Source organism: Streptomyces sp. STAM6 (assembly GCF_054963715.1).
In genome coordinates this window covers 78820-93604 of record NZ_JBUEFZ010000016.1, presented here as the reverse complement: position 1 = coordinate 93604, position 14785 = coordinate 78820, and the positions used below count along the sequence as shown (strand labels likewise).

13 protein-coding genes are annotated in these 14785 nt (G+C 71.5%); 7 read left to right on the top strand and 6 right to left on the bottom strand.

Translation table 11 applies throughout. The annotated features are described in order from the left end of the window. The first annotated feature begins 1 nt into the window (after window position 1). Together ACY34K_RS20160 and ACY34K_RS20155 are read left to right on the top strand one after the other, a co-directional pair. A complete protein-coding gene (locus tag ACY34K_RS20160; protein ID WP_462748958.1) occupies window positions 2-1444 on the top strand; it encodes a GuaB1 family IMP dehydrogenase-related protein in 1443 nt (480 codons plus the stop codon). Between the two features lie 202 nt (window positions 1445-1646). Further along, window positions 1647-2492 (top strand): RNA polymerase sigma factor SigF, encoded by an 846-nt coding sequence (locus ACY34K_RS20155; RefSeq protein WP_462748956.1) that lies wholly within the window; start codon window positions 1647-1649, stop codon window positions 2490-2492. Window positions 2493-2689: 197 nt separating this feature from the next. Here ACY34K_RS20155 and ACY34K_RS20150 read toward each other — a convergent pair whose 3' ends face one another. Both ACY34K_RS20150 and ACY34K_RS20145 read right to left on the bottom strand, forming a co-directional pair. Further along, entirely contained in the window at window positions 2690-3073 is a 384-nt protein-coding gene (locus tag ACY34K_RS20150) for an ATP-binding protein (protein ID WP_462748955.1), read from the bottom strand. Between the two features lie 46 nt (window positions 3074-3119). Continuing rightward, window positions 3120-4127 carry a GDSL-type esterase/lipase family protein gene (locus ACY34K_RS20145; RefSeq protein ID WP_462748952.1) on the bottom strand — a complete coding sequence of 336 codons (1008 nt, stop codon included), beginning with the start codon at window positions 4125-4127 and terminating at the stop codon, window positions 3120-3122. A gap of 305 nt (window positions 4128-4432) precedes the next feature. On the opposite strand from ACY34K_RS20145, the gene ACY34K_RS20140 reads away from it, so the two are divergent. Then, window positions 4433-5896: an amino acid permease gene (locus tag ACY34K_RS20140; protein WP_462748951.1), complete on the top strand. Its 1464-nt coding sequence runs from the start codon at window positions 4433-4435 to the stop codon at window positions 5894-5896. 10 nt (window positions 5897-5906) lie between these two features. Further along, window positions 5907-6362, top strand: coding sequence for an Lrp/AsnC family transcriptional regulator (locus tag ACY34K_RS20135; protein ID WP_462748950.1), 456 nt, complete (start codon window positions 5907-5909; stop codon window positions 6360-6362). A gap of 96 nt (window positions 6363-6458) precedes the next feature. Here the strand turns inward: ACY34K_RS20135 and ACY34K_RS20130 are convergent, their stop codons facing one another. Continuing rightward, complete coding sequence (locus tag ACY34K_RS20130) at window positions 6459-7085, bottom strand: Repetin (protein ID WP_462748948.1); 627 nt, start codon at window positions 7083-7085, stop codon at window positions 6459-6461. A gap of 300 nt (window positions 7086-7385) precedes the next feature. Here ACY34K_RS20130 and ACY34K_RS20125 point away from each other — a divergent pair, with 300 nt between their 5' ends. Together ACY34K_RS20125 and ACY34K_RS20120 are read left to right on the top strand one after the other, a co-directional pair. Next, complete coding sequence (locus tag ACY34K_RS20125) at window positions 7386-8183, top strand: carbon-nitrogen hydrolase family protein (RefSeq protein ID WP_462748946.1); 798 nt, start codon at window positions 7386-7388, stop codon at window positions 8181-8183. 51 nt (window positions 8184-8234) lie between these two features. Further along, window positions 8235-9929 (top strand): flavin monoamine oxidase family protein, encoded by a 1695-nt coding sequence (locus ACY34K_RS20120; RefSeq protein ID WP_462748943.1) that lies wholly within the window; start codon window positions 8235-8237, stop codon window positions 9927-9929. A gap of 57 nt (window positions 9930-9986) precedes the next feature. On the opposite strand, the gene ACY34K_RS20115 is transcribed toward ACY34K_RS20120, so the two are convergent. Next, a complete protein-coding gene (locus ACY34K_RS20115; protein WP_462748941.1) occupies window positions 9987-10700 on the bottom strand; it encodes a DUF5995 family protein in 714 nt (237 codons plus the stop codon). A gap of 108 nt (window positions 10701-10808) precedes the next feature. Between ACY34K_RS20115 and ACY34K_RS20110 the strand changes: the two genes are divergently transcribed. Next, a complete protein-coding gene (locus tag ACY34K_RS20110; RefSeq protein ID WP_462748939.1) occupies window positions 10809-12014 on the top strand; it encodes a glycoside hydrolase family 6 protein in 1206 nt (401 codons plus the stop codon). Here the strand turns inward: ACY34K_RS20110 and ACY34K_RS20105 are convergent. Both ACY34K_RS20105 and ACY34K_RS20100 read right to left on the bottom strand, forming a co-directional pair. Then, entirely contained in the window at window positions 11993-13402 is a 1410-nt protein-coding gene (locus tag ACY34K_RS20105; protein ID WP_462748937.1) for a uracil-xanthine permease family protein, read from the bottom strand. The two genes, ACY34K_RS20110 and ACY34K_RS20105, sit on opposite strands and share 22 nt — an antisense overlap. Before the next feature lie 164 nt (window positions 13403-13566). After that, entirely contained in the window at window positions 13567-14775 is a 1209-nt protein-coding gene (locus ACY34K_RS20100; protein WP_462748935.1) for an MFS transporter, read from the bottom strand. Window positions 14776-14785: the final 10 nt, after the last annotated feature.

Sequence of the window (14785 nt, the reverse complement as noted above, 5' to 3'; positions counted from 1 at the left end):
CGTGCGTTTCCTCAATGACCTGAAGCCGCCGTACGACCTCACGTACGACGATGTGTTCATGGTGCCTAGCCGCTCGGCCGTGGGCTCCCGCCAGGGCGTCGACCTCACCTCCCCCGACGGCACCGGGACCACCATCCCGCTCGTCGTCGCCAATATGACCGCGATCGCGGGCCGCCGGATGGCCGAGACCGTCGCCCGCCGCGGCGGCCTCGTCGTCATCCCGCAGGACATTCCGATCGAGGTCGTCACCGACGTCATCGCCTGGGTGAAGAGCCGCCACCACGTGCTCGACACGCCGATCGTGCTCCACGCCCACCAGACCGTCGCCGACGCGCTGTCGTTGCTCCCCAAGCGGGCGCACAACGCGGGCGTGGTCGTGGACGAGGACCAGCGCCCGATCGGTGTCGTCACCGACGCCGACCTCAACGGTGTGGACCGCTTCACCCAGCTCTCCGAGGTCATGTCCACGGACCTGCTGCTCCTCGACGCCGACATGGACCCGCGCGAGGCGTTCAACACCCTGGACCACCACAACCGGCGGTACGCCCCGGCCGTGGACGGTCAGGGCCGCCTCGCCGGCATCCTGACCCGCAAGGGCGCGCTCCGCGCGACGCTCTACACCCCCGCCGTCGACGCCAGGGGCAAGCTGCGCATCGCCGCCGCCGTCGGCATCAACGGCGACGTGGCGGGCAAGGCCAAGCAGCTTCTCGACGCGGGTGTCGACACGCTCGTCATCGACACGGCCCACGGCCACCAGGAGTCGATGATCAGCGCGATCAGGACCGTGCGCGCGCTCGACCCGCAGGTGCCGATCGTCGCGGGCAACATCGTGGCCGCCGAGGGCGTCAAGGACCTGATCGACGCCGGTGCGGACATCATCAAGGTCGGTGTGGGCCCCGGCGCGATGTGCACCACCCGGATGATGACCGGCGTGGGCCGCCCCCAGTTCTCCGCGGTGCTGGAGTGCGCCGCCGAGGCGAAGAAGTACGGCAAGCACGTCTGGGCCGACGGCGGTGTCCGCCACCCGCGGGACGTCGCCATGGCGCTCGCCGCCGGCGCTTCCAACGTGATGATCGGTTCCTGGTTCGCCGGTACGTACGAGTCCCCGGGCGACCTCCAGCAGGACGCCAGCGGCCGGCTCTACAAGGAGTCGTTCGGCATGGCCTCGGCGCGCGCTGTCCGCAACCGCACCAGCGAGGAGTCCGCCTACGACCGGGCCCGCAAGGCGCTGTTCGAGGAGGGCATCTCCACGTCGCGGATGTTCCTCGACCCGTCCCGTCCGGGTGTCGAGGACCTGATCGACTCGATCATCGCGGGCGTCCGCTCGTCCTGCACGTACGCCGGTGCCGGCTCCCTCGAGGAGTTCGCGGAGAAGGCCGTCGTGGGCATTCAGAGCGCCGCCGGCTACGCGGAGGGCAAGCCCCTGCACGCCAGCTGGAGCTGACGCGGCGTAGATCCGGACCGGCACACCGCCGGGTACGACGAGAACCAGGGGCCGTTCCCGCCGAGCGCGGGGACGGCCCCTGGCGTATTTTCCGCCCTGCCGGCCGCATCTTCGCGGCGCTCGCGATTCTGCACGCGTGGTTCGCCGTAACACGGGTACACGCGCTCTGCGACCGTACGGAGAGAAAGGGAGGGCCCAGTCCATGGCGACCACGATCTCGACCGGTGCCGCTCAGCCGACAACTCGACTGCCGGACGTGCGGAATCCGGGAGAGGTGGCTCCGAGGGACGCGAAAGAACTCTCTAAGCAGTTCTTCGACCGGCTGGCCGAACTGGAGGAGGGCACCGAGGAGTACCAGTACGTACGCAACACCCTCATCGAGCTGAACCTCTCGCTGGTGAAGTACGCGGCGACGCGCTTCCGCAACCGGTCCGACCAGATGGAGGACATCATCCAGGTCGGCACCATTGGGCTGATCAAGGCCATCGACCGGTTCGACCTGAGCCGTGAGGTGGAGTTCGCGACCTTCGCGATGCCGTGCGTGGTCGGTGAGATCAAGCGGTTCTTCCGCGACACCAGCTGGTCCGTGCACGTGCCGCGACGGCTGCAGGAGCTCCGGATCGACATCGCCCGCGCGACCGACGAACTCTTCCAGCGGCTGGACCGCTCGCCGACCGCCGCCGAACTCGCCGAGCACCTCGGCCTGGACGAGGACGAGGTCGTCGAGGGGCTCGTCGCCGCCAACGGCTACTCCGCGGGCTCGCTCGACCTGCCCCTCGACGACGGCGGTGACGGAGGGTCCGAGACGCTCGGCGACCGGCTCGGAGAGCCCGACCGCGACCTGGAGATCGTGGAGAACGTCCAGGCCCTGAAGCCGCTGATCGAGGAGTTCGGAGAGCGCGACCGGCTCATCCTGCGGATGCGGTACGTGGACGAGATGACACAGTCCCAGATCGGCGCCGAACTGGGCGTCTCCCAGATGCATGTGTCCCGGCTGCTGTCGCGCATCACCGCGCGCCTGCGGGAAGGCCTCCTGGCCGGGGGCTGAGCGGGCAACGCCGACGGGCCGGAGCCGGTCGCCCGAGGGGGCCGGCCCGGCCCGACCCAGTTCGTGGGGGAGGAGCGCGGTTCGCTTGGGGGTTGAGCGCGGTTCGTTCGCGGGAACAGCTTCGCGGGAACAGCGCGATTCGTTCGCGGGGGAGCAGCCCGGTTCGTTGGGGTGATCAGCCTGGTTCGGCCGGGGGATCAGCCCGGCTCGGGAGCCGCGGCGGGCCGGGCCCACACCGCTCGGACCGTTTTTCCGGTGGGGCGGGGGCGGACCTCCACCCGGCCCGCCAGGCGCAGCACCATGGGCCAGCCGAAACCGCCGCCCCCGGTGAAGTCCGGCGTGCGCGCGACGGGAAGCTCGGGGCTGGCATCGTCCAGCTCCACGGTCAGCTCCTCGGGCCCCGCCCGCAGCCGCAGCCGCCACCAGCCCTCGGCGGTGTGGCGCAGCGCGTTCGCCGTCAGCTCGGTCACCACCAGCTGCACGGCCGCGAGGTCCGCCCAGGGGCAGTGTTCGGCCAGGAAACGAGCCGTCACATCGCGGGCCGAGGCGCTGTCACCGGCAGGGGAATCCACGACTACCACAGGCGCCTCCTCCGTCATCATCGCTCGCATACCCAGCCGACGAACATTAACCCGGACGCGTCGAGTATCGGCCACGAAGCACCCGGACGGCCCCCGCGACGGCCGTCGCCAGCCTGCGGTGGCCCGCGTCGTTCGGATGCAGTCCGTCGGCGAGGTCGTCCGGCCCCAGCAGCTCCCGGCCGGGCAGCAGCGACAGCTGCCGGTCGCCGGCCGCGACGAGGTCCGCGGCCGCCTCCTCCATCGCCGACCGCAGCTCCGCCAGCGTGGCGCCCAGGGCGTTCTCCGTGTTCTCCGCGGCCGGCCGCAGCACGGGTGAGAGCAGCAGCAGGGGGGTGTCCGGATGGCCGCCGCGCACCAGCGCGACGAAGGCCCGGGTCGTCTCGTACAGCAGCGGAGCCGAATAGGGGACGCGGTCCCAGCAGTTCGTGCCGAAGGCCAGGGTGAGCAGGTCGGCCGGGAGGTGGGCCAGCTGCTGCGCGGTGGGCAGCTCGCCGCGGCCACCGCCCGCGTACCCGAGGTTGACGGGGTCCAGGCCGAGTGCCCGCCCGGCGGCGGCCGGCCATGCGTGGGCGGGGCGCGTGGACCACCAGCCCTCGGTGATCGAGTCCCCGTGGATCAGCCAGCGCGGGCGCGCCGGGGCCGGGGAGAGGGCGCCGCCGACACCGCGCAGTCCCAGGATCACCGGAGCCTGGCTCTCCGGCGGGTGGACCGTGAACGCCCCGCCGCGGGGAGGGAGTTGCAACATCACGGTGGTCTCCTCGGCCGGCTCGGCGAAGGCCTCGCGCACACATCGGTCGCCGTGCCACAGCGCGAAGCAGTGCGCCAGCTCCCGCAGTGCCTCACCGTCGTCCGGCACCTTCGCGCGATAGCGGATCTGGACGGCCCGCGTGCCCCCCGAGGCGGTGAACTCGAGCCGCACGCCGATGGGCAGGGCGGCCCGCTCGCCGGTGTCCCAGGGCAGCCGTGCCAGGTCGGCCGGGTCGGCGCGCACCGCGCGGCCCTCGTCCAGCCACGCCGTACCGCGCAGGAAGGGGCCGGGTTCCAGCCAATTCATCGCGGCTCCGATCGTCGGGCGGGACTTTCCTCCTACCCGGTCCTCCGGGACCCAATGTGTCGATTCGTGCAGTGGGGCGCAATGTTTCCCCGTCTGTGCTCCAAGCGCGCAATGATCATCCGTCGATGCGCAACAAGAGTGCATTACGAGCGCGAAGCCGGGGTCGTTAAGCTCAGGGCCCGTACCAGGAGTGGCGGTGACCGTCTGCTCGGCGGTTCCCCTTCCCCCGTGGGCGGCTCAGCCATGCCCGCGAACCGCCGCAGGTCGCCGTGATCTCGACCCGCAGCGATGAAGGAGCCCCCGCAGTGCTTGACCAAGGCACAGCCGCGCCCGCCACCGAGCCAACCGGGCCCAAGGCCTCCGCGCTCTCCGCCCTCACCCGGCGCAAGCCGGTAGAAGCGCTGGTCGCCGAGGGTGGCCAGGGTGAAGGTGGCAGCCTCCGCCGCTCGCTCTCGATGTGGCAGCTGACCATGATCAGCATCGGTGCCACGCTGGGCACCGGAATTTTCGTCGTCCTCGGCGACAGCGTCCCCAAGGCCGGCCCCGCGGTCACCCTGGCGTTCGTGCTCGCCGGACTCACCGCCCTGTTCTCGGCGCTCTCCTACGCCGAGCTGGCCGGCTCGATCCCGGTCGCAGGCTCCTCGTACTCGTACGCGTACGCAACGATGGGTGAACTCGTCGCCTGGGTGTGCGGCTGGTGCCTGGTCCTGGAATACGGCGTTTCCGTCGCCGCCGTCGCCGTCGGCTGGGGTGAGTACCTCAACGAGCTGCTCAACGGCACCATCGGTGTCACGATCCCGGCGGCGCTCTCCTCGGCACCGGGCGAGGGCGGCATCATCAACCTGCCCGGCCTGATCGTCGTGCTGCTCGCCATGGTCTTCCTGCTCGGCGGGGCCAAGGAGTCGGCCCGCGCCAACACGATCATGGTCGTGGTGAAGATCGCCGCGCTGGTCCTCTTCTGCGCCATCGGCTTCACGGGCTTCAAGTCCGGCAACTACGCGGACTTCATGCCGCTCGGCATGGCCGGCGTCAGCGCCGCCGGAGCGAGTCTGTTCTTCTCCTACATCGGCTTCGACGCCGCCTCCACCGCGGGTGAAGAAGCCAAGAACCCGCAGCGCGACCTGCCCCGCGCGATCATGCTGTCCCTGATCATCGTCACCGCGCTCTACGTCCTGGTCGCCGCCGTCGCCGTCGGCGCGTGGAACTGGAAGGACTTCGAGGGCTCCGAGGCCTCCCTGACCGCGATCATGCACGACGTCAGCGGCCAGACGTTCTGGGGCACGCTGCTCGCGGCCGGCGCCGTCATCTCCATCGCCAGCGTCGTGATGACCGTCCTCTACGGCCAGACCCGTGTCCTGTTCGCCATGTCCCGCGACGGACTGGTGCCCAAGGCCTTCGGCAAGGTCAGCGAGAAGACCGGCACGCCCCGCCTCAACACGGTGATCGTCTCGCTGTTCTGCGGCGCCCTCGCCTCCGTCATCCCGCTGGGCAAGCTCGTCGACGCCACCAGCATCGGCACCCTCTTCGCCTTCGGCCTGGTCAACATCGCGGTGATCGTGCTCCGCTGGACGCGTCCCGAGATGCCGCGCACGTTCAAGGTGCCGCTCGGTCCGCTGTTCCCCGTCCTGGGCTTCGGCTTCTGCGTGTACAACATGTTCAGCCTCGACTCCCCCACGTGGGTCGTCTTCGGTGTCTGGATGGCGGTCGGGCTCGTGTTCTACTTCCTCTACGGCATGCGCCGCTCCCGATTGGCCACCGCAGAGAAGTGATCCACCCCCAGTGCGACTGAACGATCTCGACGAACGCATCGTCCACGCCCTCGCCGAGGACGCCCGCCGGTCCTACGCCGACATCGGCTCGCTCGTCGGTCTGTCCGCCCCCGCCGTGAAGCGGCGGGTGGACCGGCTCCGGGCGGAGGGGGCCATCACCGGCTTCACCGTCCGGGTGGACCCCGCGGCGCTCGGCTGGGAAACCGAGGGCTTCATCGAGATCTACTGCCGTCGCAACACTTCGCCCGAGGCCATCCAGCGTGGCCTCGAGCGCTATCCGGAAGTCGCGTCCGCCTCCACCGTGACCGGTGAGGCGGACGCGATCGTCCAGGTCTTCGCCTCCGACATGCGCCACTTCGAGCGGGTGCTGGAGCGGATCGCGGGCGAGCCGTTCGTGGAGCGCACCAAGTCGGTGCTGGTGCTCTCCCCGCTGCTGCGGCGCTTCTCCTCCGGCTCGCCCGCCTGACCCGTCCGTCCGGCCCGCCGACCCGCGTGCCCGGCCCCGTGTGCCCTGATCCGCCGGCCCGCGTGCCCTGTTCCGCCGGCCCTGCCCGGCCGAACGCTACGGCCGGGGGAACTCCGGCTGCCAGGGCACCACGCGGAAGGTCCCGGAGCCGGGCTTCGTCTTCTCGAAGGGCGCCGAGCTGATGCACTTCGGCAGGTCGTCGGGGGTCTCCTGGGGCAGCCCGAGTGCCGCCCAGCTGTATCCGAAGCCGTCCTGACCGCCCCGGTCGTGCACGGTGACACCCACCCGCTTGCCCTTGGCGGCCTTCAGGTCGCCGTCGGCCTCGGTGATCACGCCGGACACGACCGCCACCTTTCCGCCGGTGATCAGACAATCCACCTTCGCCTTGCCCTTGCCGCCCCAGTCGCCCATGTAGTGGCTGAAACTGAAGGTGCCGTGGGCGTTCAGCGGATTGCCGTTGTCCTTGGCGTCGAGGTGGGCGTCGAAGGTGAAGGTGACGTTGTCGCCGGCCGGCCGGGCGAGCATCGCCGTCCCGGTCAGCGCCGCCGCCTCCCGCTTGCCGCCGCCCGCCGGGGCGGCCCCGTCCGCTGCCGCGGTGACGGCGATGGCGGGGCGTTCGGGTGCGTCGACGCCGGTGGTCGCGGTGGCCATGGCGGAGCCCGCCGTGCCGGCGGTGATCAGCAGTGCGGCGGCGATGGCGACGATCTTCGTACGGCGGTTCATGGTCGGAGCCCTTTCGGCTGGTGAGGACCGGTTTTCCAACGCCCCTCACTCTTCCGTCCGGCCCCGCGCCGGCACATCGCGCGCAGGTCGGGACCGTCCTCCGCCGCACGGGCGGGACCCTCTCCGACCACCGGCGGAGAGGCGCGCAACGAATCTCCGCCGGAGGCCGCAACCGCGCAATGGATCGGCGGTCGGTCTGCAACGGTCACGCCTTGTCCGGAAAGAACACCGGACCGTACCGTTTTGAGCGTCTTGTTTAAGCCTTTCCCTCACCTTCACGTACACGACAGAGGTCTGCCGATGACGCCGCTGCGCACCGCCCTGCTCCAGAGCTCGGGACAGCCCGGTGACGTCGACGCCAACCTCAAGGTCCTCGACGAGGCCGCGGCCCGTGCCGCCGCCACCGGCGCCGCCCTGCTGGTCGCTCCCGAGATGTTCCTGACCGGGTACGCGATCGGGGCTGACGTCCCGCGCCTGGCCGAGCCGGCCGCCGGCCCCAGCGCCGATGCGGTCGCCGCCGTCGCCGTACGCCACGGCCTCGCCGTCGCCTACGGCTACCCCGAGCGGGACGGCGACCGGGTGTACAACTCCGCGCAGCTGATCGGCCCGGACGGCGACCGGCTGGCGAACTACCGCAAGACGCACCTCTACGGTGACTTCGAGGAGAAGTGGTTCACCCCCGGTGACGAGCCGGTCGTCCAGGCGGAGCTCGCCGGGACGCGCATCGGCCTGATGATCTGCTACGACGTGGAGTTCCCCGAGAACGTCCGCGCCCACGCCCTGGCCGGTACCGACCTTCTGCTGGTGCCCACCGCTCTCATGCACCCCGCCGAGGTCGTCGCCGAGTCCGTCGTGCCCGTGCGTGCCTTCGAGAACCAGCTGTACGTCGCCTACGCCAACCGGGCCGGGCTGGAGGGCGAGTTCGAGTTCGTCGGACTCTCCGCCCTCGCCGGGCCCGACGGCACGGTCCGCGCCCGCGCCGGCCGTGGCGAGGAGCTGATCGTCGGCGACGCCGACCCGGAGCTGCTGAGCGCCTCGCGCGAGGCCAACCCGTACCTCCGCGACCGCCGCCCCGGCCTCTACGAGTCGCTGCTCTGACCTGTCTTCCCCGCCGCCCCCTCTTCACCCCGTGCAAGGAGTCCGTACCCCATGACGTCCACGGTGCCCACCGCCGTCCAGCACACCGACGCGCAGCCGCCGATCACCATGTTCGGGCCGGACTTCCCGTACGCGTACGACGACTACCTCGCCCACCCGGCCGGCCTCGGCCAGATACCGGCGACCGAGCACGGCACCGAGGTCGCCGTGATCGGCGGCGGCCTGTCCGGCATCATCGCCGCGTACGAGCTCATGAAGATGGGCCTCAAGCCCGTCGTCTACGAGGCCGACCAGATCGGCGGCCGGCTGCGCACCGTCGGCTTCGAGGGCACCGGCACGGACGAGCTGACCGCCGAGATGGGCGCGATGCGCTTCCCGCCCTCCTCCACGGCGCTGCAGCACTACATCGACCTCGTGGGTCTGCAGACCAGGCCGTTCCCGAACCCGCTCGCCGAGGCCACCCCGTCGACCGTGGTCGACCTCAAGGGCGAGTCGCACTACGCCGAGACGATCGACGACCTCCCGCAGGTCTACCGCGACGTCGCCGCCGCGTGGAACGCCTGCCTGGAGGAGGGCGCCGACTTCTCCGACATGAACACGGCCATGCGCGAGCGCGACGTCCCGCGCATTCGCGAGATCTGGGCCAAGCTCGTCGAGAAGCTCGACAACCAGACCTTCTACGGCTTCCTGTGCGAGTCGTCGGCGTTCAAGTCCTTCCGCCACCGCGAGATCTTCGGCCAGGTCGGCTTTGGCACCGGCGGCTGGGACACCGACTTCCCCAACTCCATTCTGGAGATCCTCCGCGTCGTCTACACCGAGGCGGACGACCACCACCGTGGCATCGTCGGTGGCTCCCAGCAGCTCCCGCTGAGGCTGTGGGAGCGCGAGCCGGAGAAGATCGTGCACTGGGCGCAGGGCACGTCCCTGTCCTCGCTGCACGACGGCACCCCCCGCCCGGCCGTGACCCGCCTGCACCGCACGGCCGGCAACCGCATCACCGTCACCGACGCCTCCGGCGACATCCGCACCTACCAGGCGGCGATCTTCACCGCCCAGTCCTGGATGCTGCTCTCCAAGATCTCGTGCGACGACTCGCTGTTCCCCATCGACCACTGGACGGCGATGGAGCGCACCCACTACATGGAGTCCTCCAAGCTCTTCGTCCCGGTCGACCGGCCGTTCTGGCTGGACAAGGACGAGGACACCGGCCGTGACGTCATGTCGATGACGCTCACCGACCGGATGACCCGGGGCACGTACCTGCTGGACGACGGCCCGGACAAGCCGGCCGTGATCTGCCTGTCGTACACGTGGTGCGACGACAGCCTGAAGTGGCTGCCGCTCTCCGCCAACGAGCGCATGGAGGTCATGCTCAAGTCGCTCGGCGAGATCTACCCGAAGGTCGACATCCGCAAGCACATCATCGGCAACCCGGTGACCGTGTCGTGGGAGAACGAGCCCTACTTCATGGGTGCGTTCAAGGCCAACCTGCCGGGCCACTACCGCTACCAGCGCCGGCTGTTCACCCACTTCATGCAGGACCGGCTGCCCGAGGACAAGCGCGGCATCTTCCTCGCGGGCGACGACATCTCCTGGACCGCCGGCTGGGCCGAGGGCGCCGTGCAGACCGCGCTCAACGCGGTGTGGGGCGTCATGCACCACTTCGGCGGCGCCACCGACGCCACCAACCCCGGTCCGGGCGACGTGTACGACGAGATCGCCCCGGTGGAACTTCCGGAGGACTGACGGGCGTTCTGGAAGTGGGGCGGAACACGAGTGCGAGAGCGGCCGGCGTGAGCGCGGTCAGCCGCACCGTGTGAGCGGCGTCAGCAGCATCCGCCCCACCAGACCCACGGAGTGGTCGAGGCGTTCGGCGCACTCCTCGGCCAGCTCCGGCAGCCGCCGCAGCTGCCACAGCGAGCGGGCCGTCAGCCAGGCCCCGTCCCGGGCCCGCTCCAGACTCCAGCACCCCAGCAGATGCGTCAGCGGGTCCGCGATCTCCAGCAGATCCGGACCCGGCATCAGCTCCTCGCGGACGCGCTCCTCCAGCACCGTGAGGATGTCGCCCACCCGGTCGAACTCCCCCTCGAGTTCGCGGGGTTCGCAGCCGAGCGTACGGCAGGTGTCCACCACCGCCAGCGCCAGATCGTGCCCGATGTGGGCATTGATACCGGCCATCGCGAACTGCAGCGGTCGTACGCCGGGATGGCGGCGGTACTGGAACAGCGGCCGCCAGCAGGCCGGCGCCCGGCCGCCCGCGAGGCCCCGGTCCACCGCCGACAGATAGCGCTCCGCGAACAGGACGCCCAGCGTGACGGCGGCCCGCCGATCAGCGAACTCCCCCCGGTCGATGCGGCGTCCGAGCTCCTCGGTGACCGTCAGGTACACCCGGTTGAAGACCGCCACCCCGTCCGTCGCCGGCCACAGCGAGCGGAACGTGTACATCCGCGTGACGATCGACCCGACCGACAGCCGGTCGGGGCCCGCGGGGCCGGTGAACTGTTCGATCTGCGCCATGGGTGCAGGGTTTCAGTAGGTAGGCTCTGGGTGGTGCCGACCGGTTCGGCTTCCCCGGAACGGGGGAAGCCCGGCCGGAACGGGCACCAGGGGGAGGGGGAGTTCACGGTGTCAGGCGTGCGCGCACAGCGCCGGGCGGAACGGATCGAGCGGCGGCGCAGGGCCCGCCGGCATGCCATGGCGGCCGCCGCGACCGCGGTCGTCGCCGTCGGCGCGGTCAGCGGATTGCTGGCGGCCACCGGCGCCGGGCAGAAGCGGGACACGGCAGGGCCGGAGGTGACGGCCTCGGCGGCGCCGGTGCCGCTGCCCGCGCGGCCGAGCGCCACACCGGCGCCGCCGTCGCCCTCGCTTCCGCCCTCGCCGTCCCCGCGGACGGCGTCCTCCGCGCCGCCCTCCACGAGCGGGACACCGTCGGCGAAGCCGAGCGCACCGCGCGCGCAGCAGGGCGCACCGGCCGCCACCTTGTACCGCCATCCGCAGTCCCAGGTGCTCGACTGGGTGCGGGCGAACCGCGACGATCCGCGGCGACCGCTCATCGAGTCCCGGATCGCCGACCAGCCGGCCGCCGTGTGGTTCGCCGAGTACAACCCGGACGCCATCACCGGCAAGGTCCGCGCGGTCACCTCGGGCGCGGCCGCAGCCGGCCGGGTCCCGGTCCTCGTGCCGTACGCGATCCCGGACCGCGACTGCGGCGGAGCCTCGCAGGGCGGCGCGCCCGGGCTCGCCTCCTACGACCGCTGGATCGAGCGCTTCGCCGACGGCCTGGGCAGTGGGCCGGTCATCGTCGTCCTGGAGCCCGACTCGATCGCGCTCGCCGACTGCCTCTCGGCGGGGGAGCGGGCGGCCCGTTACGCCTCACTCGGGCGGGCGGGCAAGGCACTGAAGGCCGCCAACCCGCAGGCCAAGGTCTACTTCGACGCCGGGCACTCCGGCTGGCACCCGGCCGCCACCATGGCCGCGGCCCTGCGCGAGGCCGGGGTCGCGGACAGCGGCGACGGTATCTTCACCAACGTCTCCAACTTCCACCGCACCGCCGACGAGGCGGCCTACGCCCGGCGGGTGCTGTCCGCGCTCGGCGGTCCCGCGCACCTCGGCGCCGTGATCGACACCAGCCGCAACGGCAACGGAGCACCCGCGCCCGGCCAGTGGTGCGATCCGTCCGGCCGGGCGCTGGGGCGCACGCCGACGACCAGGACCGGTGAGGCCCGCATCGACGCCTATCTGTGGGTGAAGCTGCCGGGGGAGTCGGACGGCTGCAAGGGCGCGGCCGGGTCCTTCACCCCCGCCTACGCCTACGACTTGGCGACCGGCTGATCCCCGCCGCCCTCGTAGGAGCTGGTGCCGGAGTCCAGCAGCGGTTCCTGCTCCGCCATCCGGGCCTTCATATGGGCCGGGGCGAAGGCACGCAGCACGTGGTAGCCGGTGATGACGACGATGGTGCCGAGGGCGATGCCGCCGAGCTCGAAGTTCTCGGTGATCTTCAGGCTGACGCCGCCGACACCGATGATGATGCCGGCGGCGGCCGGGACCAGGTTCAGTGGGTTGCGCAGGTCCACCCCGGCGTTGGTCCAGATCTGTGCGCCGAGCAGGCCGATCATGCCGTAGAGGATGACGGTGATGCCGCCGAGTACACCGCCGGGGACGGCCGCCACGACCGCGCCGAACTTGGGGCAGAGGCCGAAGAGAAGAGCGAAGCCCGCGGCGGCCCAGTAGGCGGCGGTGGAGTAGACCCGGGTGGCGGCCATGACGCCGATGTTCTCGGAGTACGTGGTGTTCGGCGGGCCGCCCACGGCGGTGGAGAGCACCGAGGCGGCGCCGTCGGCGGCGATGGCGGTGCCGAGCTTGTCGTCCAGCGGGTCCCCGGTCATCTCGCCGACGGCCTTGACGTGGCCGGCGTTCTCGGCGACCAGGGCGATGACGACCGGGAGGGCGACGAGGATCGCCGACCACTCGAACGCCGGGGCGTGGAAGGACGGCAGGCCGATCCAGTCGGCCCTGGCGACGCCGGACAGGTCCAGACGCCAGTGGTCCACGGCCTCCGGGCCGCCCACCGTGGAGTGGATCCTGCCGAAGACGCGGTCGAAGACCCAGGAGATGCCGTATCCGAAGATCAGCCCGAGGAAGATGGCGATCCGGGACCAGAAGCCCCGCAGGCACACCACGGCGAGGCCGGTGAAGAGCATCACCAGCAGCGCGGTCCACTGGTCCTGGGGCCAGTACGTGGAGGCGGTCACCGGCGCGAGGTTGAAGCCGATGAGCATGACGACCGCGCCGGTCACGATCGGCGGCATGGCCGCGTGGATGATCCGGGCACCGAACCGCTGCACGGCGAGACCGGACAGGAACAGCACGACACCGACGACCAGGACGGCGCCGGTGACGGTGGCGCTGCTGCCGCCGGCCGCCCTGATGGTGGCCGCCACACCCACGAAGGACAGCGAGCAGCCGAGGTAGCTGGGCACCTTGCCGCGGGTGGCGAGCAGGAAGATCATCGTCGCGACGCCGGACATCATGATCGCGAGGTTGGGGTCCAGCCCCATCAGCACCGGGGCGACGAACGACGCGCCGAACATGGCCACCACGTGCTGCGCTCCGAGCCCGGCCGTGCGCGGCCAGGAGAGCCGCTCGTCGGGCCGGACGACGGCTCCCGGGGCGGGTGTCCGTCCGTCGCCGTGCAGGGTCCAGCCCACGCCGAGGTTCATCGGGGTCGCTCCAGTTCTCCGGGGTTCGGACGGCCGCGGCGCGGCCGTGACCCGGCCGGGCGTGGGCCGAAAAAGACCAGCCGCAATGGTAATGCGACGCACGAGCGAACCGGCGCGGTCGTGAACAGCCGGCTCCCGCGGAGGGGAACCCCGCTTTCGCAGGGTCAGCGCCGGGTCTTCTCGGTCACCGCCGCGCCCCGTCCGGTGCGCTCACGTGATCCGGTACGGAGCACACCGGCCCCCAGCACCAGTCCGAACGCCAGCAGCGTCACGAGCGCGAACGACACCGTCAGGGACGTCGCGTCGGCGAGCCCACCGATCGCCGAGGGTGCGATCAGGCCCGAGGTGTACGTGATGGTCGCGACGCCCGCGATGGACTGGCTCGGGTTCGGGCCGCTGCGCCCGGCCGCCGCGAACGCCAGCGGGACGACGACGGCCACGCCCAGACCGAGCAGCCCGAACCCCGCCATGGCGAGCGCGGGATGCGGCGCGGTGACCACGAGGACTCCGCCGGCCGTCGCGGCGGCGCCGCCGACCCGTACGGTCCGCACGGCGCCGAAGCGGTCCACGACCTTGTCGCCGAACAGCCGGGCGATCGTCATGGTCAGCGCGAACGCGGTGGTGGAGGCGGCGGCGAGCCCCGCCGACGTGCCGAGCTCGTCCCGCAGGTAGACCGCCGACCAGTCCAGGCTCGCCCCCTCGGCGAAGACCCCGCAGAACCCGACGGCACCGATGACCAGGGCCGACTTGGGAGGCAGGGCGAACCGCGGCGGCGGCTCCTCGTCCGGTGCGCCGCGCAGGTCGAGGACGCCCTGGCAGGCCAGGAGGCCGAGGCCGGTGAGCACCAGGGCCGCGATGACGTGGTGCAGCCGGGCGTCCGCCCCCAGGTGGGCGGCGAGCGTGCCGGCCGCCGAGCCGATCAGGGCCCCCGCGCTCCACATGCCGTGCAGGCTCGACATGATCGACCGGTCGAGCCGGTTCTCGACCTCCACGCCGAGGGCGTTCATCGCCACGTCGGACATGCCGGAGGCGGCCCCGTACACGAAGAGGGCGCCGCACAGGCCGTAGATGTTCGGCGCGAGCGACGGGAGGATCAGCGAGAGCGTCCACAGGGCGAGCAGTCCGCGCAGCGCGGTGCGGGCGCCGAGGCGGTGGCTGATCGCGCCCGCCAGTGGCATCGCCACCGAGGCGCCGATCGCGGGGAAGGCGAGAGCCAGACCGAGCTGTCCCGCGCCCACTCCGGCATGGTCCTGGATCCAGGGGATCCGTGTGGCGAAGCTGCCGGTCACCGCGCCGTGCACACAGAAGACCGCGGCCACGGCGAACCGCGCCCGCCGCAGCCGCTCCCTGCTGAACTCCACGTCCTGTGGCACGAACCCTCCC

Excerpts from the sequence above, each read along its gene's own strand:
- ACY34K_RS20130 (WP_462748948.1), bottom strand. The coding sequence starts at position 7,085 with ATGAACCGCCGTACGAAGATCGTCGCCATCGCCGCCGCACTGCTGATC.
- ACY34K_RS20125 (WP_462748946.1), top strand. The coding sequence starts at position 7,386 with ATGACGCCGCTGCGCACCGCCCTGCTCCAGAGCTCGGGACAGCCCGGT.
- ACY34K_RS20120 (WP_462748943.1), top strand. The coding sequence starts at position 8,235 with ATGACGTCCACGGTGCCCACCGCCGTCCAGCACACCGACGCGCAGCCG.
- ACY34K_RS20105 (WP_462748937.1), bottom strand. The coding sequence starts at position 13,402 with ATGAACCTCGGCGTGGGCTGGACCCTGCACGGCGACGGACGGACACCC.
- ACY34K_RS20145 (WP_462748952.1), bottom strand. The coding sequence starts at position 4,127 with ATGAATTGGCTGGAACCCGGCCCCTTCCTGCGCGGTACGGCGTGGCTG.
- ACY34K_RS20115 (WP_462748941.1), bottom strand. The coding sequence starts at position 10,700 with ATGGCGCAGATCGAACAGTTCACCGGCCCCGCGGGCCCCGACCGGCTG.
- ACY34K_RS20155 (WP_462748956.1), top strand. The coding sequence starts at position 1,647 with ATGGCGACCACGATCTCGACCGGTGCCGCTCAGCCGACAACTCGACTG.